33 protein-coding genes are annotated in these 22593 nt (G+C 58.5%); 17 read left to right on the top strand and 16 right to left on the bottom strand.

The window, feature by feature from the left end:
- Positions 1 to 16: 16 nt before the first annotated feature.
- From IPJ76_15085 to IPJ76_15065, 5 genes are all read left to right on the top strand, one after another.
- Complete coding sequence (locus IPJ76_15085) at positions 17 to 322, top strand: hypothetical protein (protein QQR85914.1); 306 nt, start codon at positions 17 to 19, stop codon at positions 320 to 322.
- The gene (locus IPJ76_15080; protein QQR85913.1) at positions 319 to 2037 is read left to right on the top strand and encodes a hypothetical protein; all 1719 of its coding nucleotides are present in this window, start codon (positions 319 to 321) and stop codon (positions 2035 to 2037) included. The genes IPJ76_15085 and IPJ76_15080 overlap by 4 nt, the downstream gene beginning before the upstream one ends.
- A gap of 127 nt (positions 2038 to 2164) precedes the next feature.
- Positions 2165 to 4210: a phenylacetic acid degradation bifunctional protein PaaZ gene (paaZ, locus tag IPJ76_15075; GenBank protein QQR85912.1), complete on the top strand. Its 2046-nt coding sequence runs from the start codon at positions 2165 to 2167 to the stop codon at positions 4208 to 4210.
- A 202-nt stretch (positions 4211 to 4412) separates the two neighbouring features.
- A complete protein-coding gene (locus IPJ76_15070) occupies positions 4413 to 4892 on the top strand; it encodes a hypothetical protein (GenBank protein ID QQR85911.1) in 480 nt (159 codons plus the stop codon).
- 46 nt (positions 4893 to 4938) lie between these two features.
- Positions 4939 to 5535 (top strand): hypothetical protein, encoded by a 597-nt coding sequence (locus tag IPJ76_15065; protein ID QQR85910.1) that lies wholly within the window; start codon positions 4939 to 4941, stop codon positions 5533 to 5535.
- A gap of 16 nt (positions 5536 to 5551) precedes the next feature.
- On the opposite strand, the gene IPJ76_15060 is transcribed toward IPJ76_15065, so the two are convergent.
- The 7 genes from IPJ76_15060 to IPJ76_15030 form a co-directional block, all read right to left on the bottom strand.
- Positions 5552 to 6160 carry an SEC-C domain-containing protein gene (locus IPJ76_15060; GenBank protein QQR85909.1) on the bottom strand — a complete coding sequence of 203 codons (609 nt, stop codon included), beginning with the start codon at positions 6158 to 6160 and terminating at the stop codon, positions 5552 to 5554.
- A 32-nt stretch (positions 6161 to 6192) separates the two neighbouring features.
- On the bottom strand, positions 6193 to 7215 hold the full coding sequence (locus IPJ76_15055) for a hypothetical protein (protein ID QQR85908.1): 1023 nt from the start codon (positions 7213 to 7215) through the stop codon (positions 6193 to 6195).
- A 32-nt stretch (positions 7216 to 7247) separates the two neighbouring features.
- Complete coding sequence (locus IPJ76_15050) at positions 7248 to 7835, bottom strand: hypothetical protein (protein ID QQR85907.1); 588 nt, start codon at positions 7833 to 7835, stop codon at positions 7248 to 7250.
- Positions 7836 to 7868: 33 nt separating this feature from the next.
- Positions 7869 to 8075, bottom strand: coding sequence for a hypothetical protein (locus tag IPJ76_15045; protein QQR85906.1), 207 nt, complete (start codon positions 8073 to 8075; stop codon positions 7869 to 7871).
- Between the two features lie 10 nt (positions 8076 to 8085).
- Complete coding sequence (lexA, locus tag IPJ76_15040; protein QQR85905.1) at positions 8086 to 8718, bottom strand: repressor LexA; 633 nt, start codon at positions 8716 to 8718, stop codon at positions 8086 to 8088.
- An 830-nt stretch (positions 8719 to 9548) separates the two neighbouring features.
- Positions 9549 to 9989: an IS110 family transposase gene (locus IPJ76_15035; GenBank protein QQR85904.1), complete on the bottom strand. Its 441-nt coding sequence runs from the start codon at positions 9987 to 9989 to the stop codon at positions 9549 to 9551.
- Positions 9986 to 10552 (bottom strand): transposase, encoded by a 567-nt coding sequence (locus IPJ76_15030; protein ID QQR85903.1) that lies wholly within the window; start codon positions 10550 to 10552, stop codon positions 9986 to 9988. The genes IPJ76_15035 and IPJ76_15030 overlap by 4 nt, the downstream gene beginning before the upstream one ends.
- A 425-nt stretch (positions 10553 to 10977) precedes the next feature.
- Here IPJ76_15030 and IPJ76_15025 point away from each other — a divergent pair, with 425 nt between their 5' ends.
- From IPJ76_15025 to IPJ76_15010, 4 genes are all read left to right on the top strand, one after another.
- Positions 10978 to 11184, top strand: a complete 207-nt coding sequence (locus tag IPJ76_15025) for a hypothetical protein (GenBank protein QQR85902.1) — start codon at positions 10978 to 10980, stop codon at positions 11182 to 11184.
- 54 nt (positions 11185 to 11238) lie between these two features.
- On the top strand, positions 11239 to 11871 hold the full coding sequence (locus tag IPJ76_15020) for a class I SAM-dependent methyltransferase (GenBank protein QQR85901.1): 633 nt from the start codon (positions 11239 to 11241) through the stop codon (positions 11869 to 11871).
- A gap of 189 nt (positions 11872 to 12060) precedes the next feature.
- Positions 12061 to 12909 (top strand): DNA damage-inducible protein D, encoded by an 849-nt coding sequence (gene dinD, locus IPJ76_15015; GenBank protein ID QQR85900.1) that lies wholly within the window; start codon positions 12061 to 12063, stop codon positions 12907 to 12909.
- Between the two features lie 6 nt (positions 12910 to 12915).
- Complete coding sequence (locus IPJ76_15010; protein QQR85899.1) at positions 12916 to 13344, top strand: hypothetical protein; 429 nt, start codon at positions 12916 to 12918, stop codon at positions 13342 to 13344.
- A 267-nt stretch (positions 13345 to 13611) separates the two neighbouring features.
- Here IPJ76_15010 and IPJ76_15005 read toward each other — a convergent pair whose 3' ends face one another.
- Both IPJ76_15005 and IPJ76_15000 read right to left on the bottom strand, forming a co-directional pair.
- Positions 13612 to 14052: an IS110 family transposase gene (locus IPJ76_15005; protein QQR85898.1), complete on the bottom strand. Its 441-nt coding sequence runs from the start codon at positions 14050 to 14052 to the stop codon at positions 13612 to 13614.
- Entirely contained in the window at positions 14027 to 14605 is a 579-nt protein-coding gene (locus IPJ76_15000; GenBank protein QQR85897.1) for a transposase, read from the bottom strand. The genes IPJ76_15005 and IPJ76_15000 overlap by 26 nt, the downstream gene beginning before the upstream one ends.
- A 488-nt stretch (positions 14606 to 15093) precedes the next feature.
- On the opposite strand from IPJ76_15000, the gene IPJ76_14995 reads away from it, so the two are divergent.
- Positions 15094 to 15825, top strand: coding sequence for a class I SAM-dependent methyltransferase (locus tag IPJ76_14995; protein ID QQR85896.1), 732 nt, complete (start codon positions 15094 to 15096; stop codon positions 15823 to 15825).
- A gap of 56 nt (positions 15826 to 15881) precedes the next feature.
- On the opposite strand, the gene IPJ76_14990 is transcribed toward IPJ76_14995, so the two are convergent.
- Entirely contained in the window at positions 15882 to 16181 is a 300-nt protein-coding gene (locus tag IPJ76_14990; GenBank protein QQR85895.1) for a type II toxin-antitoxin system RelE/ParE family toxin, read from the bottom strand.
- Positions 16178 to 16630 (bottom strand): hypothetical protein, encoded by a 453-nt coding sequence (locus IPJ76_14985; GenBank protein ID QQR85894.1) that lies wholly within the window; start codon positions 16628 to 16630, stop codon positions 16178 to 16180. The genes IPJ76_14990 and IPJ76_14985 overlap by 4 nt, the downstream gene beginning before the upstream one ends.
- A 71-nt stretch (positions 16631 to 16701) precedes the next feature.
- Here IPJ76_14985 and IPJ76_14980 point away from each other — a divergent pair, with 71 nt between their 5' ends.
- The 3 genes from IPJ76_14980 to IPJ76_14970 all read left to right on the top strand — a co-directional run bounded on the left by IPJ76_14980 (position 16702) and on the right by IPJ76_14970 (position 18914).
- Complete coding sequence (locus tag IPJ76_14980; GenBank protein QQR85893.1) at positions 16702 to 17091, top strand: hypothetical protein; 390 nt, start codon at positions 16702 to 16704, stop codon at positions 17089 to 17091.
- A gap of 153 nt (positions 17092 to 17244) precedes the next feature.
- A complete protein-coding gene (locus IPJ76_14975; GenBank protein ID QQR85892.1) occupies positions 17245 to 18261 on the top strand; it encodes a site-specific DNA-methyltransferase in 1017 nt (338 codons plus the stop codon).
- A complete protein-coding gene (locus tag IPJ76_14970) occupies positions 18258 to 18914 on the top strand; it encodes a hypothetical protein (GenBank protein QQR85891.1) in 657 nt (218 codons plus the stop codon). Before IPJ76_14975 ends, IPJ76_14970 begins: the two co-directional genes overlap by 4 nt.
- A gap of 14 nt (positions 18915 to 18928) precedes the next feature.
- On the opposite strand, the gene IPJ76_14965 is transcribed toward IPJ76_14970, so the two are convergent.
- The 5 genes from IPJ76_14965 to IPJ76_14945 all read right to left on the bottom strand — a co-directional run bounded on the left by IPJ76_14965 (position 18929) and on the right by IPJ76_14945 (position 20771).
- The gene (locus IPJ76_14965; protein QQR85890.1) at positions 18929 to 19102 is read right to left on the bottom strand and encodes a hypothetical protein; all 174 of its coding nucleotides are present in this window, start codon (positions 19100 to 19102) and stop codon (positions 18929 to 18931) included.
- Between the two features lie 457 nt (positions 19103 to 19559).
- On the bottom strand, positions 19560 to 20000 hold the full coding sequence (locus IPJ76_14960) for a PIN domain-containing protein (protein ID QQR85889.1): 441 nt from the start codon (positions 19998 to 20000) through the stop codon (positions 19560 to 19562).
- Complete coding sequence (locus IPJ76_14955) at positions 19997 to 20209, bottom strand: hypothetical protein (protein QQR85888.1); 213 nt, start codon at positions 20207 to 20209, stop codon at positions 19997 to 19999. Before IPJ76_14955 ends, IPJ76_14960 begins: the two co-directional genes overlap by 4 nt.
- Positions 20210 to 20301: 92 nt before the next feature.
- On the bottom strand, positions 20302 to 20493 hold the full coding sequence (locus tag IPJ76_14950) for a hypothetical protein (protein QQR85887.1): 192 nt from the start codon (positions 20491 to 20493) through the stop codon (positions 20302 to 20304).
- Positions 20494 to 20624: 131 nt separating this feature from the next.
- Complete coding sequence (locus tag IPJ76_14945) at positions 20625 to 20771, bottom strand: hypothetical protein (protein QQR85886.1); 147 nt, start codon at positions 20769 to 20771, stop codon at positions 20625 to 20627.
- Positions 20772 to 20829: 58 nt separating this feature from the next.
- Between IPJ76_14945 and IPJ76_14940 the strand changes: the two genes are divergently transcribed.
- The 4 genes from IPJ76_14940 to IPJ76_14925 all read left to right on the top strand — a co-directional run bounded on the left by IPJ76_14940 (position 20830) and on the right by IPJ76_14925 (position 22509).
- Positions 20830 to 21033, top strand: a complete 204-nt coding sequence (locus tag IPJ76_14940) for a DUF433 domain-containing protein (protein ID QQR85885.1) — start codon at positions 20830 to 20832, stop codon at positions 21031 to 21033.
- An 18-nt stretch (positions 21034 to 21051) separates the two neighbouring features.
- Positions 21052 to 21270, top strand: a complete 219-nt coding sequence (locus tag IPJ76_14935) for a hypothetical protein (GenBank protein QQR85884.1) — start codon at positions 21052 to 21054, stop codon at positions 21268 to 21270.
- Positions 21260 to 21601, top strand: coding sequence for a type II toxin-antitoxin system RelE/ParE family toxin (locus tag IPJ76_14930; GenBank protein ID QQR85883.1), 342 nt, complete (start codon positions 21260 to 21262; stop codon positions 21599 to 21601). Before IPJ76_14935 ends, IPJ76_14930 begins: the two co-directional genes overlap by 11 nt.
- A gap of 128 nt (positions 21602 to 21729) precedes the next feature.
- Positions 21730 to 22509 (top strand): helix-turn-helix transcriptional regulator, encoded by a 780-nt coding sequence (locus IPJ76_14925; protein QQR85882.1) that lies wholly within the window; start codon positions 21730 to 21732, stop codon positions 22507 to 22509.
- Positions 22510 to 22593: the final 84 nt, after the last annotated feature.

The raw sequence follows: 22593 nt of genomic DNA, 5'->3' as shown, positions 1-22593 counted from the left end.
ACTCGACCTTCGTACCATGCAACTACAGAACTACGCCTGCGGAGAATGGGTCGCGGGCAGCGGCAAACAAGCCGAACTGCTCGACGCGAGCACGGGTGAATTGGTGGCCAGCACGTCAAGCGGCGGCCTCGACTTCGCCCACATGCTCCATTACGCCCGCACCGTCGGCGGCCCGCCCCTGCGCAAGATGACCTTCCCCGAGCGTGGGCGCATGCTGAAGGCCCTCGCCCAATACCTCTTCGACAGGAAGGAGAAATACTACGAGATCAGCTACCGCACGGGCGCCACCAAACAGGGTCCAGAACATACTTTCGGAACATGAAGTCACTCCCCTCCTTTACACTTGTCCTTGTTGGAGCGTTCTCAGCATCAACGTCTGCTGCTCAAGTTGTTGCTACGACAAAGTCGTTTGCCACGGTCAGTACGATCCACTACGAGAACAACACATCCTTTTTCGCAGGTCAGGGATCAACCGGCAACGTGTACAACCAACCGGCAGTTCCAAGGCAAGCCTATGAGATCAAGCAAGTTGAAGCGGTGATCCCAAAGGATGTGCTAGCACGGATCAAGCACATGCGAGAAACCAAGAAGTTGTTGCATGGGTATGGAATGTCCGCAATCAAGGTGACACCGGTTTTTCCTGCCAAGTCAAAGGGCTTCCTTGCCAGTTCATCTGGGCCGACCGAGGTACTCAGTTATCAAATCGCCTTTACAGCTAGTTGCTCCGACTCCCTGATGGCTCCTGAATTTCAGTGGGACCTGATCCTCGTCGAGTTCTCACCAGAGGAATTGGCCAAGATGAGTTGCGACATGAAAGGTGTCGTGTCAGCGGAGGGAAACTACCTAGTGATCTACTCCCGGCAGCAGGCAAAGGGTCTACTCGTGAGGCTTGACGATGGCACCAGCACCGCGACAGCAATGGCTGACAACACGCCCATAGCCGCAGTAGACCGCGACTATCTCCACTCAACAGCTTTCAGGTGCAAGGGATTGGCACTGGAGTGTATGGGGCAGAGGAGTGGGAGTTTCGCACTTGTCATCCCGAAAAAGCTTCAGGTACCAAGCCCTGTGCTCGTTGATCGCATACCAGTGACCGACTACAAACCGAAGGGTGGCGAATTGGTCAAGGATACTTTGAACAAGTGGTTCCTTCTCAAGTTCGACCCCGCCGTTGCGGAAAGAATCGAGCAAGCTGGAATTGCGCCGTACACGGGTCAGAGCTTCCTGGGATTCTCCAAACGCAATGGGTCAACTGATTCGCTGGTTCTCTTCGACATGAAGAGCGATGTCATGAGTTGGGAGTACTACAATTCCGTTCAACGGTTGATTGATTCCGGTCAAGGTGAACTTGTCGGCCCGACAACGTACTACCGGGTGAATGGCGAGTGTATTGAAGCCATGGGGAAAGCTGGCAAGACGAACGAAGTCAGTACATGCCTGGATTCCGTCAAGTTCATGGGTATCGACAAGATCGACCTGCGAACGAACCGAGGCACTGAGACATGGGTCCATCACGGAGATACAATGCACATTGAGGTCCAGGGCTTGACCGCACGCCTGAGAGAATCCGAGGAGCTCTCTATGTATTCATTGCGCACCCCTCGGCTGAATCTTGCTTCGATGAGCATGCAGTACGAGTCCTTGTCATTGGCGCATCTCTCGGACTTTTTCCAATCACCAATGGGTACGCTCTGGGCTGAATCGTACTACGATCATGACCCAAGCCGTGAGCTACGTGGGACGATCGAGCACGCTGCAAAGCGACGGAAGGAGGCGGAACAGAAATCAGAAGCTGTGCGTCAAGAACTCATTGGCAAATACGGTGCGCAGTTCGGCCAAGCCATCTTCAACGGTGATGTTCTGAAGGGCATGACCAAGGAAATGTTCGACTTGACAAGTCGCGGACTTTTCAGCGTTAAGGATGTTCGCACATCCGGTAATCGTGAGACGTACTACTTGACCAGCTCACTCAACAGCGACTATCACATGAAGGTCGTCTTCGTTTCGGGCAAGGTTGAGTCCTTTTCAACGTACTGAACCGTGTGAGCGATTGCAGCGAATGCCCCACAGGCCGGTAATCCGGCCGAGGAGCAGCAGCGGAAAGCGCGACCCGAGGCTTTGCGAGGGGCACACCCAAATACACCACACTCCTACTTTCACAGACATGCAACTACAGAACTACGCGTGCGGCGAATGGGTCGCCGGTGCAGGGAAGCAATCAGAACTGGTCGATGCGGTGAGCGGAGAACTGATCGGGACAACTTCCAGCACCGGGCTGGACTTCGGAAGGATGCTCACATACGGGCGCGAAGTCGGTGGGCCACCACTCAGGAAAATGACCTTCCCGGAAAGAGGCCGCATGCTGAAGGCCCTCGCCCAATACCTCTTCGACCGCAAGGACAAGTACTACGAGATCAGCTACCGCACCGGCGCCACCAAGGCCGACAGCTGGGTGGACATCGAGGGCGGCATCGGCAACCTCTTCGCCAATGCGAGCCTGCGCCGCGTGCTGGGCAACATGCCCTTCTACGTGGATGGCGACACCGTGAAGACCAGCAAGGGCGGCACCTTCATCGGCCACCACATCATGGTGCCCAAGGAGGGCGTGGCCGTACACATCAACGCGTTCAACTTCCCCATCTGGGGCATGCTGGAGAAGGTGGCCGTGAACTGGATGGCCGGCGTGCCCGCCGTGGTGAAGCCCGCCACCGTCACCAGCTACCTCACCGAAGCGATGGTGAAGGACATCGTCGCCAGCGGCATCGTGCCCGAGGGAGCGATCCAACTCATCGTGGGTAGCGCCGAAGGCTTGCTGGACCATGTGATGCACCAGGACGTCGTGACCTTCACCGGCAGCGCCACCACGGGCCGGATGCTGAAGAAGCACCCGCGCATCGTGGACGAGAGCGTGCCCTTCAACCTGGAGGCCGACAGCCTCAACGCCATCGTGCTCGGGCCTGACGCCACGCCCGGCACCGAGGAGTTCGACCTCTTCATCAAGGAGGTGGGCAAGGAAATGACGCTGAAGTGCGGCCAGCGCTGCACCGGCGCGCGACGAATCCTCGTTCCGCATAACGTGCTGGAGGATGTGCAGATCGCCTTGGGCAAACGCCTCGGCGGCACTGTGATCGGCGACCCGCGTGTGGACGGTGTGCGCATGGGCGCCCTCGCCGGACAGACGCAACGCAACGAGGTGAAACGCGCGCTGGACGAACTGCTCAAAGGCTCGCAGATCGTCTACGGCAGCGCCGACAGCGTGGACGTGAAGGGCGCCGACGCCAGCAAGGGCGCCTTCATGAGCCCCATCCTGCTGCTCAACGCCGACCCTTGGAAGAACCAGCAGAGCCACAACGTGGAGGCCTTCGGTCCGGTGAGCACACTGATGCCATACACCGACATCGATGACGCCGTTGCCCTCACCAAACTCGGCAAGGGCAGCCTCTGCGCCAGCATCGCCACGTACGATGAGCAGGTGGCGCAGCAATTCGTATGGGGCGCCGCCAGCCACCACGGCCGCATGCTCATCCTCAACCGCGAAATGGCGAAGGAGAACACCGGCCACGGCAGTCCGCTGGCCACCTTGGTACACGGCGGCCCCGGTCGGGCGGGCGGCGGCGAAGAGATGGGCGGCAAGCGCGGCGTGATGCACTACCTGCAGCGCACCGCCATCCAGGGCCACCCCAGCATGATCACCGCCCTCACCCAGCAATACCAGCAGGGCGCGCGCTACCACATCAGCGAGAAGCACCCCTTCCGCCTGCACTTCGAGGAGCTGAACATCGGCGACACGCTGATCAGCGAGACCCACCTGGTGACGCTGCAGAACATCGAGGACTTCGCCGAACTGAGCGGCGACCGCTTCTACGCGCACATGGACGCCAACAGCCTCGAGGGCACCATCTTCACGGGGCGCGTGGCGCACGGCTACTTCATCCTCAGTCGCGCGGCGGGTCTCTTCGTTGATCCACCCAAAGGACCGGTGCTGCTGAACTACGGCCTGGACGAATGCCGCTTCGTGAAACCGGTGTATCCGGGCATGACGATCCAGGTGCGCTTCACGGTGAAGGAGAAAGTGGATCAGGAGAAACGCACGCCGGAGGATGTGGCGAAGGGGATCGTGAAGTTCCTCGTGGATGTGTTCGATGAGACCGGGGAGACGGTGGCGATCGCGACTATCTTGACGATGGTGAAGAAGATCGATCAGGCATGAGGCACGCTTGTCACACTGAGCGAAGTCGAAGTGTGGGCGTGCCCCCGGCTCAAATGCAGCCGGGGTCGCGCTTTCCGCTACAACTCCGCGCCCTGATTACAGGGCTTGCGGGGTTTCCGCTGCAATCGCTCACGCGAAACGCCGATTTACTTGAGATTGTCGACGAAGATTGGAACATCTCACGCATTGCATCGATATGAATGTGAAAGAGTGGCTTGTTGCGGTGGTTGAAGGTCTAAGAGGAAATCCACCTAAAGATTTCGCCGGAATTGGACTTGTCCTGTGTGAGCCTGGTGTGCACCTACCGATAACATCGTTGGTACCACCAACTGCGCTTCCAAAGCTACCAGTATCTGGAATTCACGATGCCATCGAGTTTCTTGGCCAGGTTAGTAGCAGGCAGTCACCATTTCATGACGGGTTTCATTTGATAGATGCCCGCGATCCTCGTGTGATTGGCGTAAGCTACTTCCTCGCCCCACCAATCCCGGACAACACGGGAATAGAGCAGTTTCAGCATCCTATTGGTGCTAGGCAAATGGCTGCACTACTTGGATCAAGGATTAAGGGAGTAAGTCTGATACTCACTATTGACCCGAGCATGGTCACGTCTCTTTTCATCGGAGGATATCCGATGGACTTTCAAACATGGATCAACGGGAACTCTCCTCATGTACTCTAGTAGCGAGATACAACGATTCACGTATGTAACCGTTGCATTGGCTGCCATGGTCTTTGCGCTTATGGCTTGGCAACTCGACCATTGGATGATCACGAAGACTTGGCCAATGAGATTGTCGAGTTCAATCACGCTCGTTTTCTTCTTTTGGGTGTACTTCATCAATTATGGTTGGAGGCAGAAGGCCTTTTCCTGGATCGCACCAAGACCAAATCTCAGTGGCACCTGGGTGGGCCATCTTGAATCCAACTGGACACCCAAACAGCCAGTCTCTTATCAGAATGTCCTACCAATAGTGATGTCCATTCACCAGAACTTCTTTGGCCTTGTTATTAAGAGCTATACGGAACGAGCGGAGGGCACTTCAGTTCTTGCGCGCGCGTTTAGTCGGAAGGAAACCGCCGAAACTCTTCTTACATACATCTATTCACTACGCGACGAATTCACTGCTGGGTCCGGCAAACAGCAAGGAGCGGGCGTGTTGCGTGTCGTACGCGGGACGCACCTTGAAATGAACGGTGAGTATTGGACCAATACTAAGACACAAGGACGCCTGATACTTCGTCACGTATCCAGTAGTGAGGCGGTATCGTTTAGTTCGGTGAGGAAGGACTCCTCAATCTCGAACTGGCCTCGGTTCGTGTAAACCTTTGTAGCGGAGGTCACGATTTGCGTAGGCGATTCAAGTCGGCCGCATACGCCCTCCTTAGAACCGTTGATTTGAGAATCCTTGGACCATGGCACTTCGCCCATGGAAGATCACTGCCACAATAACACAACTCGTTCCGAGGAACGGTTACTTCGCCGGTAATTAGGCTGAGTCTGCGCAGCACTTCCGCTCGACTACAATTCCATTCACCTGCATAGTACTCCCATATGCCTTCAGTGTAGTGCTGGAACTCTCCGTTCTTGTATTCGGCCGTTCGTTCCTTGTGAAGATGATTTGCTAGGAAGGGTATGGCTGACCGGTCAAGCCAATCCTGCAAGTGGGCTGCGCCATCATACTTCTCCAATTCGCTCACCTCAGGGCCAATGCATAGACTATCGTCGCCGTTCACATGCCAATCTGGAGTTCGCTTGATACGTCCCTGGTCCTCATACAGGCGAGGGGGGATTTGCGGGTACGCCAAAGGAAACTCAATAGTCACCACGAATGCACCCCAGCGTTCGCCTAGTACATCACGAATCACTAATTCCGCATGAAGCTTAACGATGCCGCCGAGAGTGTATGGCAGACCAAGGCCGGGGTACTTTCGGTGAGCGACAAGCACATCCGTTAGGATCTGTCGGTTAACCCAAAAACTCACTGACAATAGGGCCTTGCTGAAGATCCTATGCTTGCGGCCAATGGTGCCACCTCAACCTTGACCTTTTCGGGGGGAGTACATTGGAATCGCCCCCCAAAGTGCCTCTGCCAGATGCCGCAAGCCTCACCACTTGAATCTGCCCTTAGAGCGATGCGACCGTCCTCAACTAGCGCTTGTAGTCGGGTCATGAAGTAATCGCGCTGAGCAACAGTGCATTTCGCGAACAAATCTTCACCTACTGGTGTGGTGGGTCGCAGACACTGGTACTTGTGAAGGAGTTTGGCATGTATGCGCTCGACAGTGCGATGGAAGGACACATCGTCGTTGATGTCGCGCACATAGCTCTCAGCCGCCAAGATTGTCAAGCAAATCCCGCCCGGCATCTCCTCTTTCCCTTGATACTCCGCCCAAGCCTTCAGAAACCTCACGATATGTCGCAACTGAACGTCCTTCTTCCGGACGTCCTCCTTCCATCTCTCAAAATCGGGTCGAAGCGCTTCGTTCAAGAGGTAGTCAATACGGAACCCAGAATCCGCCATCTTCTCGAACCAAGCGATGAACTCCAAAGGATCGCTCCATATCCAGCCATCCTTTTTGTGTGCAAGCTCAGGATGTGTGTAGCTGCGATAGTAGATAGGCAGGTCAATGTGGTACTTCTCCACATAGCGTACACGGACACACGCATCCTTGTCGTATACCTCGTGCGTCTGATCCTTCACCGCTTGCAAAACGGCCTCATGGAAGTCACGCGGACTGGGACGTTCATGAGGTGCAAGGTCGCCAATGAAATAGACACCAAGGTCCAAGTCATAGTCACTATCGATGGGGTTCACGATGGTGTCCATCACGAAGGAGCCCTGAGCCTTGAACTCGGGCATCACGGGAATGCCGTTGGTCTTGAACTGGTTTAGAATCGTATTGCGCACTGCATTGCGCGATTCACGGAGATTGGCGCGCGACGAATCGCTAAGCCGAATTGAAGTGTTGAACTTCCGAAACTCCCTGTCCGTAGATGCCATTGTCTATCTCGCTTTAGCCGTCCTGTGATGAATCATCGGCGTTTCAAAACCATGCTACCACGAGTTTTGCGCCCTGTGAAATAGTGCCCGTCTAAGGCCTTTCCGCCCTCCAGAACATCCAACACTGCGAATCCGTCATGTGCTGCGGTGCTTCCACGGACGCGCTCGCCCTCATTCTCATAGAGCATGCACAACTGCCAGTGACCTGAACGGTCGAACAAGTCAGCATGGATTGAACGCGACTTGGTTGTCTCGGTTCCTTCTGTGTCAGTTGAAAAGAACTTGCAGCAGACATGGACATGCGAGGCAGTCTGGGTTATCTCCGCCTCAATGCGCTTGACTTGGGGCACTTCTTCATAGACATACTCAATCTGACCACGATAGTTGCCGGCTATACACGGCACTCGGACAAGCAATCGGAGCACTGGAAGCCTCCAAAGCCACTGGTCGTACACCTTCAAAAAGCCAGCTGTTAAACTCACAACCGAAACACCACCGACCCAGCCGTGGTGCTCCAGACCATGGTCCTGGAGAACATCGGACAATTTGCCCAATGCGGCAGAAATTCCCAGAACAACCAGGATAAGAGGTGCTATGTGGTAGTGACGAAAATCAACCATGGGGTACAGCCATTTTGTGTCTGGGAGTATAACCTACTTCTTTCCCCGGTTGTATGGCGACTGGTTCGTCGGCTTCAGCGCGATGCTCTCCTCTGAGGCCTTGGTGTACACTGCACTAGGTGTGCGGCCGAGCTTCAGCCCGATCACGCGCGTCGGTGTGTTCTGAGACGCCAGCTTCTCAAGCTGTTTCACTTCGGTGTGGGTCCAGATCTTGCCAGAGTTCCGTGTTGACTTGCTCATGACATTGTAGTTATGGGTGTTCATCAGGGTAGGAAAGGACGTCAGGGATCACAGCCACGAAGACGCCTTGGATGCGCAGATTGGCCGATACGATGATTGGCTTCCACTTGGAGTTTCGCGATTTCGGGCGGAGAACAACGACTTGCCCTTGCGGATGGAAGAACTTGATTGTCGCCTCATCGTCCACGAGCGCTACGATCATGTCCCCAGGCTTCGCCGTCGCCTGTTGGCGCACAAGAACGAGGTCACCGTCGTCGATACCTGCATCATCCATCGAATCACCGACGGCGCGCAGCAGGAAGTGCTTGGCCCCGGGTCTTGCGATCTCGGTCGATATCCGGATCTCAGCTTCTACTTGTTGCTCCGCAAGCAACGGGGCGCCGCAGGCTACAGATCCAACCAACGGAACAGCGACGGTGTTCTCCCCAAAATCAGCTGCCTCGCGAACCAGAAGTATCTTCCCATTCTCGTAGCCAATGAGACCGCTGTCGACCAACCTTTCAATGAGAAGGCGGGCAGACCGAGAGGAGTTGTACCCTACCTCCCGCATGATTTCACGGAGGGAAGGCGAAATACCGTTCAGTCGTATCGACTTCTTGATGAAGGCTAGCCCTTCGAGGTCCCGCTGCTCTGTCTTGTTCACGGGGGTCGAAGATAACGCACCCTGCGTACAAGTGCGTACATTTCGCTGAACGGCCTACGATAAGCCGACGAAAACGGACTAGGCGCCTATCAGGATAAATCGCTTCACCATCAGAATTTGCGCACCGCCAACCGGAGAGCTTTCAGCGGCGCTTTAGAACATGCTGGCCGGCCAATATCACTTCCTGAAACACAAAGGCCCGACCACCACCTTGGTCGGGCCTTCGTGTGTAAGAGTTTGGTTCAGTCGTCTTTGCGACTGACCACGTCGTCCGCGGCACTCGCACGGCTCAATTCACGTGCTGTGTCACATTCGCTCGAAGAATCCCTCGAAGCATCGCAGGCAGTTGCCGCGACGTCCGCCACTGCTCCAACGGCCGCAGCCGCAACTCCGAGCAGTGCACCAGCCCAACTGTTCTTGTCCATGAGTCCAAGTGTGACCAGCTGTAGAGTAACCCTGACTGAAGTCCAGCCCGTCACCGATACAACCTCCGCCAGAGCAACCACGCACCACCTCGTGGTTGAAGAGTTGACGAGCCCACTCCAACACCGGTTGCCTTGCGCCTTGGAATTATGAGCCATGGGACCGGTCATCCCAGCACTTCGCGTGAGCGATTGAAGCGGAAAGCCCGGAGCGAGGAACGAGCGAGGACTTATTCTATGACCTGAGCAAGCCAATGGGCAGGTTTTTTTTCAGGCATGAGGAACTCCAGGCATGGGTCAAGAGCTTTTGATGCCCTCGACCCATGTTATGCCTGTCGTACATCGGACCTATCCCTGGCAGGTTGCTCCTCAGCAGAGCCTGCTTCCGTTTCGGCCCGACGCACAAGTCTACGCAGCGGCCGGTTCCGTTCTGCGCACGAATGGCGTACCCCGTTCGATCACGGCGCAGATGCGGTGGATGAGCTTGTTGCGGATGGCGTTGAGCACGCTCATCTTGTGCTTGCCTTCGGCCACCTTGCGCTTCCAGTAGTCCTGCAATTCGCCTTTGCGTGCCGTGCATCCCACAGCCGCCATGTGCAGCAGGTACTTCAAAGTGGGCTGCGCTTGTTTGGAGACGCGCGTTTTGCCTCGGATGCTGGAGCCGGAGCTGTACTCGAAGGGTGCCACCCCGGCGTGGCAGGCCAGCTCGCGCGCGGTCTTGAAGCGCAGGAAGCCCTCGGTGAGTGCCAGCAGATGCGCTGCCAACACGGGGCCAACGCCATCGATGGACAAGAGCAGATCGTAGATGCGCTGGTGCTCTGGCTCAGCCGCGATCACCTCTTTGATCATGGTCTCGATCTGCCGATCGACTTGTCGAGCGCGGTGATCTGCGCCTTGTCGATGCGTGTGAAGGCCGCGCGCAACGACTGGTCCACGCAATGGTCCAGGTTGCGGATCTGGGTGTGGTGCATGGTCTTGCGACGCACCAGATTCTCACGCCGGGCGAGCAGTTGCTTGAGCTTGTTGGTGCGCAGGTGATCGGCGGTTACAAGCCTGGCCTTGTCGTGGAAGCGGCGTGCGTAATCCGCGATCCGAAGTGCATCGATGCGGTCGTTCTTGCCACGCGTGGTGCCGATGCTCTTGATGATGTCCGTGGGGTGCGCAAGCCAGGTGGGAACCTCCAACCGCACGAGTGTCTCCAGCGGAAGATGCGAGTAATGGCCGGTGGGCTCCAGGCACACCAGGCATTGGTCCTTCTTCAGCCCGTACATCTTGGTCCAGCGCTTCCACATGCTGCGTAGTCCCTTCTCCGTGTTGGCCACCTTCTCTTCGGCGGTGACCTTGCCTTGTTCGTCCAGCAAGGCCACATCCAAGGTCGCCTTGCTCACATCAATGCCGATCCAGTGTCTCATGTCCGTGTACCTTTGGGTTAGACAAGTGATCGCTGGAGGGACTGAGCAATGGGCCCTGTGCTCGACAACTCTACTAGGCCACTACGCCTGGAATTCTATCCGAGCCTCAGACCCGAGTGGATCACGGGTGCCAATAAGTCCTTTAGGCCCTTGCGCCTATGCAGCGGAATGGTTCACCCGCGATCCTGCTCAGTTTCCTTCAGTGATCGTTCGCTCCCCGAAGATCTCCATCTTCGAGGCGGGCAAGTCTAGAGTTGCAGCGGAAAGCGCGACCCGAGGCTCTGCGAGGGGCACGCCCACACTTCGAGGAGCTCAGTGTGACATCCCCCTATCGCCATCTGCAAGTACGATGGCACGTTCGGCAAGTGAGGCAGCCGCCTGTGCGCTAGTCGCACACGTAGTTTCGCCTCAGCCCGCGATCCACCATGCGATCCACCGAACGCTTTACGGGCCTGGCCAACGTCTACGGGCAGGCGCGGCCCACCTATCCACAGGAACTGGTGCGTTGGTGCTTGGAACAGGCCCCGGCCCCAGAAGCCATCTCAAAATGGTTTTTGGAAGCGAACCGGATGGATCTTTCGGCCAGCCAAGGCGCGAAACCCGCGCATAGCTGGACGCTCTGTAAGGGTTGAGCAACGCCGGATGGCCGAAAGAGGCGCCGGTGCAGCCCGAAGGATCATTTTGAGTTGGCTTCCAACTTGATCGTGGACCTGGGCTGCGGCACAGGCATCTCCACGCGCCTTTTCGCACCCACCGGCCACCCTGTGATCGGCATCGACCCCAACGCGGACATGTTGGCCACGGCACGCGCGGAGGGTGCGCAGGACTATCGCGTGGGCACCAGCGAGCACACCGGCCTGCCCGATGCGTGCGCCGACCTGATCATCGCCGCGCAGGCCTTCCATTGGTTCCACCTGGATCGCACCTTCGCCGAAGTGGAGCGCATCGGCACCCCGCGCTCCGTTTGCGTCGCCTTCTGGAACGTGCGCGTGGAGGACACGCCTTTCATGCAGGGCTATGAGACCTTATTGCGCACGTGGTCCACACAGTACGAGGTGAACGAGCGCGCAGGCCGGACGATCAACGCCATCCGTGAGCGAGCACCGCATGCGGAACTTCGGGAGTTCCTCCACTCCGTGCCCATGGACCGCGAGCGTGTGCGCAACCTGGCGCTGAGCAGCTCTTACGTGAAACACGGTGTGCCCGACATCCCGGCTTTCCTCCACGCGTTGGATGCGCTGTTGGATGCCACAAGCCCCCACGGGCCGGTGGAGATGCGCTACACCACGCGGGCCATCGCATGGCGGGTGCATGGGTGAGCGGATGGCGCTCTCGGCTTGTCGAAGGCATGGGTCCTTGAGTAAGGCCAGCAGTGCATCGCGCAGTTGTCATTGGCGGCGCTTTCCTGTGCCGTGGTCGTGGATCGTTGCCGCACTATATTGGGCTTGCGCGATCGACGGGAAAACAAGCGATCGGGCTTGTGCCGGTCGATCGCGCAGACTTGGACCATGAAGAAGGAACTCATCAACGAACTATGGCAGCGCTTCGAGGCGGCCAGCGGCACCATTGACGGAGTGGAGTGCTGGAGCGCACGCGACCTGCAAGCCATTTTCGGTTACGCGGACTGGCGCAATTTCCTGAACGCCCTGGAGAAGGCGCGCGAGGCCTGTGGCAACGCCGGGGAGTCTGTCGACGACCATTTCGTTGGCATCACCAAAATGGTCGATCTGGGCAGCGGTGCCCAGCGCCCGATCGACGACTTCGCCCTCACCCGTTACGCCTGCTACCTGATCGCCCAGAACGGCGACCCGGGCAAGGCGGAGATCGCATTCGCGCAGACCTACTTCGCCGTGCAGACACGCAAGCAGGAGGTGATCGAACTGCGGTTGCAAGAGGCCGACCGCATCGTTGCCCGCGAGAAGCTCAAGCAGACGGAGCGCAAGCTCTCCGGCCTCATCTTCGAGCGGGGCGTGGATGAGCGCAGCTTCGGCAACATCCGCCACGAAGGCGACCGCGCTCTCTTCGGCGGGCATGGCACCAACGCGATGAAGCAACGTCTTGGCGTGCCGGAGAACCGGCCCTTGGCCGACTTCCTGCCCACGCTCACCATCAAGGCCAAGGACTTCGCCGCCGAACTCACTAGCCACAACGTGCAGGAGAAGGACCTGAAAGGCGACCGCGCAATCACTCGCGAGCATATCGACAACAATTGGGAGGTGCGCAGCATGCTCATCAAACGCGGCGTGAAGCCCGAGGAACTTCCCGCTGCCGAAGACGTGGAGAAGGTTAGGCGCCGCTTGGCCAGTGAGCAGAAGCAGGTGTTGAAGGGCACGAAGAAGTTGAAGCCGAAGAAGTGATCGGCTATGAGCAGAACATCAACGCGAGAAGTCTTGGTAGTGGCGCTACGAAATGGGATCCTTCCACAACAGGTTCCCGTTGCGGAGGTTCTTTCGAGTGCAGAACTGGCACGCTTTGGCTTACCCACCGAGGCTCAGGTCAGGCTGCCGGACACGGTCGTCTACTCAACAGCACACAGCGCACTGTTTTTCATCGACATCGGTCCTATCGATAGCTCACGCCTTGCTGAACTCAAGGAGTGGTCGAACACGGCGTTATACCCTAGGGTCTATGTGTCGGTTTTCGCATCGCGCAAGGACTATGTCGCTCACATGGACGTGCAAGCCGTTGACACCTTCGTTTGGTTCGCGGATGAACCAAAGCATCATTTGTTCCTCAGCGGTTCGCCGCAAGCGTCAGCAGAGTTCTTGAGCGCACGGTTCGCGGCGAAGTAGAGATCATTCCCTTGGCTGGATCATCGGTTGTGCGTCAGCGCGTGACGGATTGAAGCGGCACCCCGCAGCACGGTAATCCGTGCGAGGAGTTATTCTATGACCTGAGCAAGCCAATGGGCAGGTTTTTTTTCAGGCATGAGGAACTCCAGGCATGGGTCAAGAGCTTTTGATGCCCTCGACCCATGTTATGCCTGTCGTACATCGGACCTATCCCTGGCAGGTTGCTCCTCAGCAGAGCCTGCTTCCGTTTCGGCCCGACGCACAAGTCTACGCAGCGGCCGGTTCCGTTCTGCGCACGAATGGCGTACCCCGTTCGATCACGGCGCAGATGCGGTGGATGAGCTTGTTGCGGATGGCGTTGAGCACGCTCATCTTGTGCTTGCCTTCGGCCACCTTGCGCTTCCAGTAGTCCTGCAATTCGCCTTTGCGTGCCGTGCATCCCACAGCCGCCATGTGCAGCAGGTACTTCAAAGTGGGCTGCGCTTGTTTGGAGACGCGCGTTTTGCCTCGGATGCTGGAGCCGGAGCTGTACTCGAAGGGTGCCACCCCGGCGTGGCAGGCCAGCTCGCGCGCGGTCTTGAAGCGCAGGAAGCCCTCGGTGAGTGCCAGCAGATGCGCTGCCAACACGGGGCCAACGCCATCGATGGACAAGAGCAGATCGTAGATGCGCTGGTGCTCTGGCTCAGCCGCGATCACCTCTTTGATCATGGTCTCGATCTGCTTGGAGCGCGGTGATCTGCGCCTTGTCGATGCGTGTGAAGGCCGCGCGCAACGACTGGTCCACGCAATGGTCCAGGTTGCGGATCTGGGTGTGGTGCATGGTCTTGCGACGCACCAGATTCTCACGCCGGGCGAGCAGTTGCTTGAGCTTGTTGGTGCGCAGGTGATCGGCGGTTACAAGCCTGGCCTTGTCGTGGAAGCGGCGTGCGTAATCCGCGATCCGAAGTGCATCGATGCGGTCGTTCTTGCCACGCGTGGTGCCGATGCTCTTGATGATGTCCGTGGGGTGCGCAAGCCAGGTGGGAACCTCCAACCGCACGAGTGTCTCCAGCGGAAGATGCGAGTAATGGCCGGTGGGCTCCAGGCACACCAGGCATTGGTCCTTCTTCAGCCCGTACATCTTGGTCCAGCGCTTCCACATGCTGCGTAGTCCCTTCTCCGTGTTGGCCACCTTCTCTTCGGCGGTGACCTTGCCTTGTTCGTCCAGCAAGGCCACATCCAAGGTCGCCTTGCTCACATCAATGCCGATCCAGTGTCTCATGTCCGTGTACCTTTGGGTTAGACAAGTGATCGCTGGAGGGACTGAGCAATGGGCCCTGTGCTCGACAACTCTACTAGGCCACTACGCCTGGAATTCTATCCGAGCCTCAGACCCGAGTGGATCACGGGTGCCAATAAGTCCTTTAGGCCCTTGCGCCTATGCAGCGGAATGGTTCACCCGCGATCCTGCTCAGTTTCCTTCAGTGATCGTTCGCTCCCCGAAGATCTCCATCTTCGAGGCGGGCAAGTCTAGAGTACAGCGGAAAGCCGGACCCCGAGGCTTTGCGAAGGGGGCACGCCCAACAACATCCGACCAAATCGATATCGCCTTCTTACTTCGTCGCCACGCCCTTCGCCTTTTCCACGGGGACTTAGCGGCGTTGGTCACCAGCTTCCGGCGCACGGCGGTTTCAAGGTCCACCGGTCTACGGCAGGCTGGCGCCTGTGCGCTAGTCGCGCGCGTAGCTTCGCCTCAGCCCGCGATCCACCATGCGATCCACCGAACGCTTCACCGGCCTGGCCACTATCTACGGGCAGGCGCGGCCCACCTATCCACAGGAACTGGTGCGTTGGTGCTTGGCACAGGCTCCGGCCCCCGGCTTGATCGTGGACCTGGGCTGCGGCACAGGCATCTCCACGCGCCTTTTCGCAAGCACCGGCCACCCGGTGATCGGCATCGACCCCAACGCGGACATGTTGGCCACGGCACGTGCGGAGGGTGCGCAGGACTATCATGTGGGGTCGAGCGAGCATACCGGCCTACCCGATGCGTGCGCCGATCTGATCATCGCCGCGCAGGCCTTCCATTGGTTCGACCTGGACCGCACCTTCGCCGAAGTGGAGCGCATCGGCACCCCGCGCTCCGCATGCGTGGCCTTCTGGAACGTGCGCCTGGAGGACACGCCTTTCATGCAAGGCTATGAGACCTTGCTGCGCACCTGGTCCACACAGTACGACGTGAACGAGCGCGCGGGCAGGACGATCAGCGCCATCCGTGAGCGAGCGCCGCATGCGGAACTACGTGCGTTCATGCACACCGTGCCCATGGACCGCGCCCGTGTGCGCAACCTGGCGCTGAGCAGCTCTTATGTAAAACATGGGGTGGCCGACATCCCTGCTTTCCTGCAAGCGTTAGAGGCGCTGTTGGATGCCACAAGTCCCTATGGGCCGGTGGACATGCGCTATACCACGCGGGCCATCGCCTGGCGGGTGCATGGGTGAGCGGATGGCCAGGCTGTCCAGTTTGGGGATCTCGGCGAGCGGTAGGTCGTGCACGTTCAAACCTTCATCTTCTGCGGATCCTGCCTGCTATCGAAGACGTCCACTATGCGCACCTCATCCTCTAGGACCCGGTACACCACCTTGTAGTTCCGGACCACCACGCGCCGATGACCAAGGTCTTGATCTTCCAGCCAAGGCTCTACTTGCCCACCATGTGGGAATTGCTCCAACAAGCGCGTGACGGCAAGGATGTCCTCAACGATGCGGTCGGCTACCGCCGCCGATGCCTGCTCGCGATACCATTCGTGGATCTCGTCCAACAGTTGGAGTGCCCATGCGGACCAAGCGACTCTCACTGCGCGCGCTTGGCCTTGAAATGCGCTTCCACTTGATCCTGTGTGAACACGCGCCCTGCTGCGAAGTCAGCTTCGGAGCGCAGTGCGCGAGCGGCGAGCACCTCTTTCCAACGCGCCTCATTGCTGCCATCCTGGAGTACGCCAAGCATGCGATCCAGCACGCGCACATCCTGCTGCTCGTCGATCATGCGTTTCAGCCGTGCTTGTAGCACCGGTAGTGGCTCAGGCTCTTTCAGCACCAGGCCACTGATGTCGGGCTCATCTTCACCGTATGCAGCTTGCCCGAAGATGGTGGAAGCTGTAATGAGCTCCTCTTCATGTTCATCCTTGCTGCCGGGTGCTTTCGTGCGCAACGGATCAAGCAATCTCTTCACCTTGGCAAGCACGGTGGCATCGTTGGTGGAGACCAGTTGCTGTACCAGTTCGAGCTTGATGGCTTGGATGTCCATGGTGAACCAAAGATAGTCGGACCGGTCCGCAGATGTTGTTGTCCTCGAGGTTTGCTCAATACCTTCGGACCATGCCCACCCAGCGTTCACCGAAGGCCGGCTTCAGCATCGAGAAGTTGCGACCGCTTTTCGTATCCGAGGCACATGGCAAGGTGGTCGCCGTACTGATCCCGATCGAGCACTGGATCGCCTTGTTGGAGAAGTTGGTCGACCATGAAGAACGATCGAGGCCCAAGTCCAAACTGGATGATCAGTTGGCTGAACTGGCGCGCGAACGCGTTGGCAAGAAGAAGACCATCGACCTGGACGATATCGGCTTCATCGGCACGGGTCGAGCGATGAGCGAAGCCGAAAGCTTGTTGGTGTCCGCGTACATCCAAGCGGCACCGGCAAAGCGTGTCGCCGGGATGAGAAAGGTGAAGCTATCGCGCGCAAAGCGCGCCACGCGTGCCGAAGCTTGATCCGGACTTTTCTCCGCGCCGCGCAGGCCTTCCATTGGTTCGACCTGGACCGCACCTTCGCCGAAGTGGGGCGCATCGGCACCCCGCGCTCCACGTGCGTGGCCTAGTTTGGGCAGCCGGGTACATCACCCAACTCGCTACTACCTTCGTCACATGCCATTGGAGAAACCGCGCGCCGGGCGCAATCGCACCATCGAACTCGGTGAAGTAGAACGCTCCGCGTACAGCGCAGGCTTGCTACGGCCATCAAGCCAACTGACCTCGGATGCGGTGCTGGATCAAGTGATCCACGCCGACATCTTCTCTACCCTCGACCTCCTCCCCGACGCCTTCGTGGACCTGCTCTTTGTTGATCCGCCCTACAACATGGACAAGGTGTTCGGCGAGGAACGATTCAAGGAAATGAACGATGCCCAGTACGCCGATTGGCTAGATGCTTGGGTAAACAAGTGTGTACGCCTGTTGAAGCCCAACGCCTCGGTGTACATCTGCGGCGATTGGAAGAGCAGTTCGGCCATTCAGCGCGTGGCAGAGAAGTACTTCGTGGTGCGCAACCGCATCACGTGGGAGCGCGAGAAGGGTCGCGGCGCGCTGAGCAATTGGAAGAACAGCAGCGAGGACATCTGGTTCTGCACCGTGGGCAAGGACTACCACTTCGGTGCGGAGGCCGTGAAGCTGAAACGCAAGGTGGTGGCACCCTACACCGACGAAAGTGGCGCACCCAAGGATTGGGAACGCAGCGATCAGGGTTCGTTCCGCCTAACGCACCCGAGCAATTTGTGGACGGACCTCACCGTGCCGTTCTGGAGCATGCCCGAGAACACGGACCACCCGACGCAGAAGCCGGAGAAGCTCGTAGCCAAAGCGATCCTCGCCAGCTCGCGCCCCGGCGATGTGGTCTTCGACCCTTTCCTCGGAAGTGGTACCACGGCCGTTGTCGCCAAGAAGCTCGGTCGGCGGTTCGTGGGTATCGAGATCGATGAGACCTACGCTTGCCTCGCCCTGAAACGACTCGACATGGCCAACGGCGATCCGAGTATTCAAGGGTACACGGATGGTGTTTTCTGGGAGCGCAACTCTGGGCCGCAACAGACCAAGGCTGCCGCGAAGGCCAAGCCCTTGCAAACGGAGGACCTCGAGTTGTTCGCCACGCAAGAGCAGGAAGGATGAGCACGAGTCCGCTCTTTCACACCGAGGACTTCAAGTCTGTTGAAGCCGAGATCAAACGCTTCCTGAACAGCCAGCCGGACTTCATCAGCAAAGCAAGTTCGAGCAGCACACGCGCTGTTGGCGATGCCATTCAAGGCGTCCTCGGTGAGCACTTCCAATCCATCATCGGAAAGCACGGTGGCAAGTACACCGCCGACTTTGCTCGTCGCGCCATGGCCGATCTGGCGTTCGAGGACAGCGCTGGGAACTATTGTGTCGTGGATGTAAAGACCCACCGGTTGGACACGCACTTCAACATGCCCAACCTGACCTCCGTAGAGCGTTTGGCGCGCTTTTACGAAGCGGACAACAACTACTTCGTGGTGCTGTCCATCGCCTACGATGTGGTCGGCACCAAAGTGGAAGTGAAGAATGTTCACTTCGTTCCCATCGAATTCTTGTCGTGGGACTGCCTGACGGTTGGCGCTTTGGGATGGGGCCAGATACAGATCGCCAACTCGAACAAGATCCAAGTGGTCCCCGGCAATCCGCGTAAGCAATGGATGTTGGACTTCTGCGACATCATGTTGGAGTTCTATCCCAAGGAGATCCTGAAGATCGACAAGCGCATCAATCACTTCAAGAAGGTGAAAGATGTGTGGTTGAAGAAGTGAGGTAGCCTCATCGCCTACAACCGATCATACTTCGTCGCCACGCCCTTCGCCTTTTCCACGGGGTACTTGGCGGCGTTGGTCACCAGCTTCTGGCGCACGGCGGTTTCGAGGTCCACGCGGAGGTCGTGTGCGAGGTACGTCTCGGCTCCGCTCGACGTGACAGTCCTGCGGCCTGCAATGTCGGCCATCTCCTCGGCCAGCCCCGGTTCGTGGACCGGGGTCGGTGCTCAGCGGCCAGGGCGGGCAGGTCGGCATCCTTCGCCCATTGGGTGCGCTCCAAGGGTGCCTCGGCCAACCTCGAACGGCTGGCACGAGCGGTGATCTTTCGGCCAGCCAAGGCGCGACGAGTGAGGATACTGGAGCGAAGTCTCCGATCGAGGAGCAACTGTTTCATCCCGCCACAGCGGGAGCCGGATGGCCGAACGAGGACGCTCGCCCGCAGGGTCGTCCCGACGCGCCTTGCTTCACCGACCTCGCTCCGCCGAAGCGGCTACGCGAAGGCGAAGAGCGGCTTCGCGAAGGCACAGTCGGGTCGATGCCGCCGGAACGAGGTTGGCCGTGGTACCCCGCGCTCGGTGGCTTCCCCAGGGTCGCCGCCCAGGGCAATGCTGATGCTCAAGGTCCTCAGGTTGTGGAAAGGCGCGGCTACTTCTTCTTCAGCATCGCCCTCACTTCCTCCGTAGAGAGCACCTGCTTGAATCCCTTCGCACGAAGCCCTTTGATGAGCTTCTTGTCGCCTGTCCAGAGCGGGCACTTGAGGTGCAGTGCTAGGGCAACATAGTGGTCGTCCTTCGGGTCGATGCCCGCGACCAGCTCATTTGCGCGTTCCCATTGCACACCGTCTATGCTGTCCGGTTGCACGCTGGTCATGCGCGACAGCAGCACCTCTTCCACTTCGGCAAGCAACTCCAGTGGTGCTCCTGTCAGCCGCGCGACTTTCGCACGATGGAGCGATGTCTCAACACGGATGAACTCGGGCACGAAGAACTCCGGGGCGGGCTTGGTCCTCAACAGCACATCTGCAACCGCTCCATCCGACTTGAGCAGCGTGCTGATGACGATGTTCGCATCGACGATGAACTTCACGAAGCCAGGCGTCGTTGGCGTTTCCGGTAAGCCGCCTCGTTGATCTCATCGGCGAGTTTGTCGGCATCGGCCTGCGACACTTTCTTGAAATCGCGCGTGAGGGACAGATAACGCAGGTAGCGGATGGTCTGGTCCAACTGGACCGGATCCAAGGTGCCGGAAACGGTGATCACCGTTTCCTTCTTGTTCTGTTTGACCGAGACTGGCATGGTTCACCAAAAGTAAGAGACCCGCGCACTACAAGTTCAAGTATGATCGCGGCAGCTTCCGGTATTCGCGGATCTTCCGGTCGAAGTCGCGGTTAGCCTGCCCCGGCCGACGAGCCGGGGTCGGGCATACCGTGCTTCTCCCCGAACGCATCCCACGCCATCTCCAGCGGCAGCGATGAATACTGCACGAAGAAGCCGCCACCCGCGATGTGGTTGTTCGGCGCCCAGGGTGCCTCGGAGTACTTCGAATGGATGGCACGCGTGGCTATCGTTCGATCAGACAAGGCGATACAAAAGGCAGCTACCTGGCGGTAGCTGACCGAGTAGCAACGCAGGATGATCGGACGAGAGACATGCGCCCGCAAGGGTCGGCGTCTTACGCCGATGCCGCCATGAGCAGGTGCTTCGAGGTACCCTAGAACTTGAACAGGAAGGGCGTGCCCGCAGGCAAGCCCGTGAAGTACGGCCCCGGCGATGGCCGCCAGAAGTTCACCTCGTCCAAGCCGCGCGCAGCGAGGAAGGGGAACCATTCGTTGTCGGTGACGCCGGCCCAGAATTTCATGCGGCGTGAAGCTATCGCGCGTTCGGTGAACCGGACACGTATCGCCTAACTTTGGATCATGAACGCAGATCCAGAACTGCTCAAGCGGATCACCGTCGATGACCGGATCTGCAACGGCAAGCCCGTTATCCGGGGCATGTGGATCACCGCGCAGACCGTGCTGGATTTCCTGATGGCCGGTACGCCCGAAGCTGAAGTGTTGAAGCAGTACCCGATGCTCGAGGCGGCGGACCTGGAAGCGTGCAGGCAATTCGCCAATTGAGCCCTTATTTTTGGGAGCATGAAAGTCCCGATGCGCTATGTGAACGATGCCGATGGCAACGTGCAGGCCGTTCAGGTCCCTGTGGAGGACTGGAATGACCTGTTGGATAAGCTGAGACATTATGAGCAGCTATTGAAACTCCGCTCCTCGCTGAGCAATGCGCTCACACAAGTAGCACGGATGCGCTCAGGAAAATTGAAGAAGCGGACCTTGAAGGACGTGCTGCGTGAAGCATAGGGTCATCCCCACGCCGGAGTTCGAGAAAGAGTTGCGGCCGTTGCTTAAGCGGCACCGCTTACTTGCAAAGGACTTGTTGAAACTGGAGAAGGAGCTGGAGCTTCAGCCAAACTCGGGCACCGGTCTTGGTCACGGCTTATACAAGGTCCGTCTGGCCATCACCAGCAAGGGCAAAGGAAAGAGCGGGGGCGCCCGTGTGATCACCTATGTGGTGACCGAGGATGCCGAAGTGTACCTGCTCAGCATCTACGACAAGAGCGAGTACGACACGGTGGATACCAAGGCCATGAAGCAGTTGGCGGCCGATCTGCGTTCCAAGAAAGGAACGTAAGGCAACCACACTACGTCCGTAGCAACCGGAGAATGAGCTTCCACGCCACGAGGTCGGAGACCTTTTCGGGATACACGTTCTTCGGCGTTTCCCGCTCGCAGGATCTTCTGTCCTTCCCATCTTCGTGCATGGCACAGCCCTCACCTCCCATCGCGCTGCCCTGCCAAGCCTTGCGGCCATTCGTGGAACGCTACGCCGTAGTGCGGTCCACCAGCAATGCGCCATATACGGTGCTGCCCGGCACGGGACTGGTCATGGGCTTCCAGTTCAGCGGTGCGGTAAAGCGAATGGAGCCGTATGGTTCGCGCAAGCTGCATCGGTCCGGCGTCACCGGTATGCAAGGCTCGGCCGTCACCTTCCAGAGCGAGGCTGGCACCGGCACCGTGCTCGTGTTCTTCCGCGAGGCGGGTGCTACGGCCTTCTTCCCCGAGCCCCTTAACGAACTCTTCGGCCAGAGCCTTTCGCTGGAGCAGTTCATGCTGCGGTCCGAGCTGGTGTTGTTGGAAGAACGCTTGGAAGAAGCCGCCACCGATGCGGGCCGGGTTTCGGTGGTGGAGGCCTTCCTAATTGAACGCCTGCGGCCAGCGAAGCCCGATGCGCTGGTGGTGGGCGCGCTGGCGCTCATACACCGGAGCAAGGGAAGCATCCGTATCGAACAGCTGGCCGAGCAATTGCACACCAGCCGCAGTCCCTTGGAGCGGCGCTTCCGCAAAGCGGTGGGTGCCACGGCCAAGCAGTACGCGGGTATTGTGCGAATGCGCGCAGTGCTGCAAGCGCATGTGCCCGGCACGGCCTTGCTCGACACCGCGCTGGAGGCCGGCTTCTACGACCAGGCGCATTTCATCAAGACCTTCCGTGCGTTCACCGGTGAGGCACCGCAGCGCTTCTTCGAACAAGCAGAGGAATAGGGCTCTTTGCGCCTGTGAACCGCGAAGCCGAGATCGATCAGGCAACCACACTTCCACCTTTTGCTTCGCCAAAAGGTGGAGCCA

The sequence above is a fragment of the Flavobacteriales bacterium genome, assembly GCA_016699575.1.
Lineage (GTDB): Bacteria > Bacteroidota > Bacteroidia > Flavobacteriales_F > PHOS-HE28 > PHOS-HE28.
Note: the sequence above shows the minus strand (reverse complement) of the source record. Positions and strands in the feature narration are given on the sequence as shown.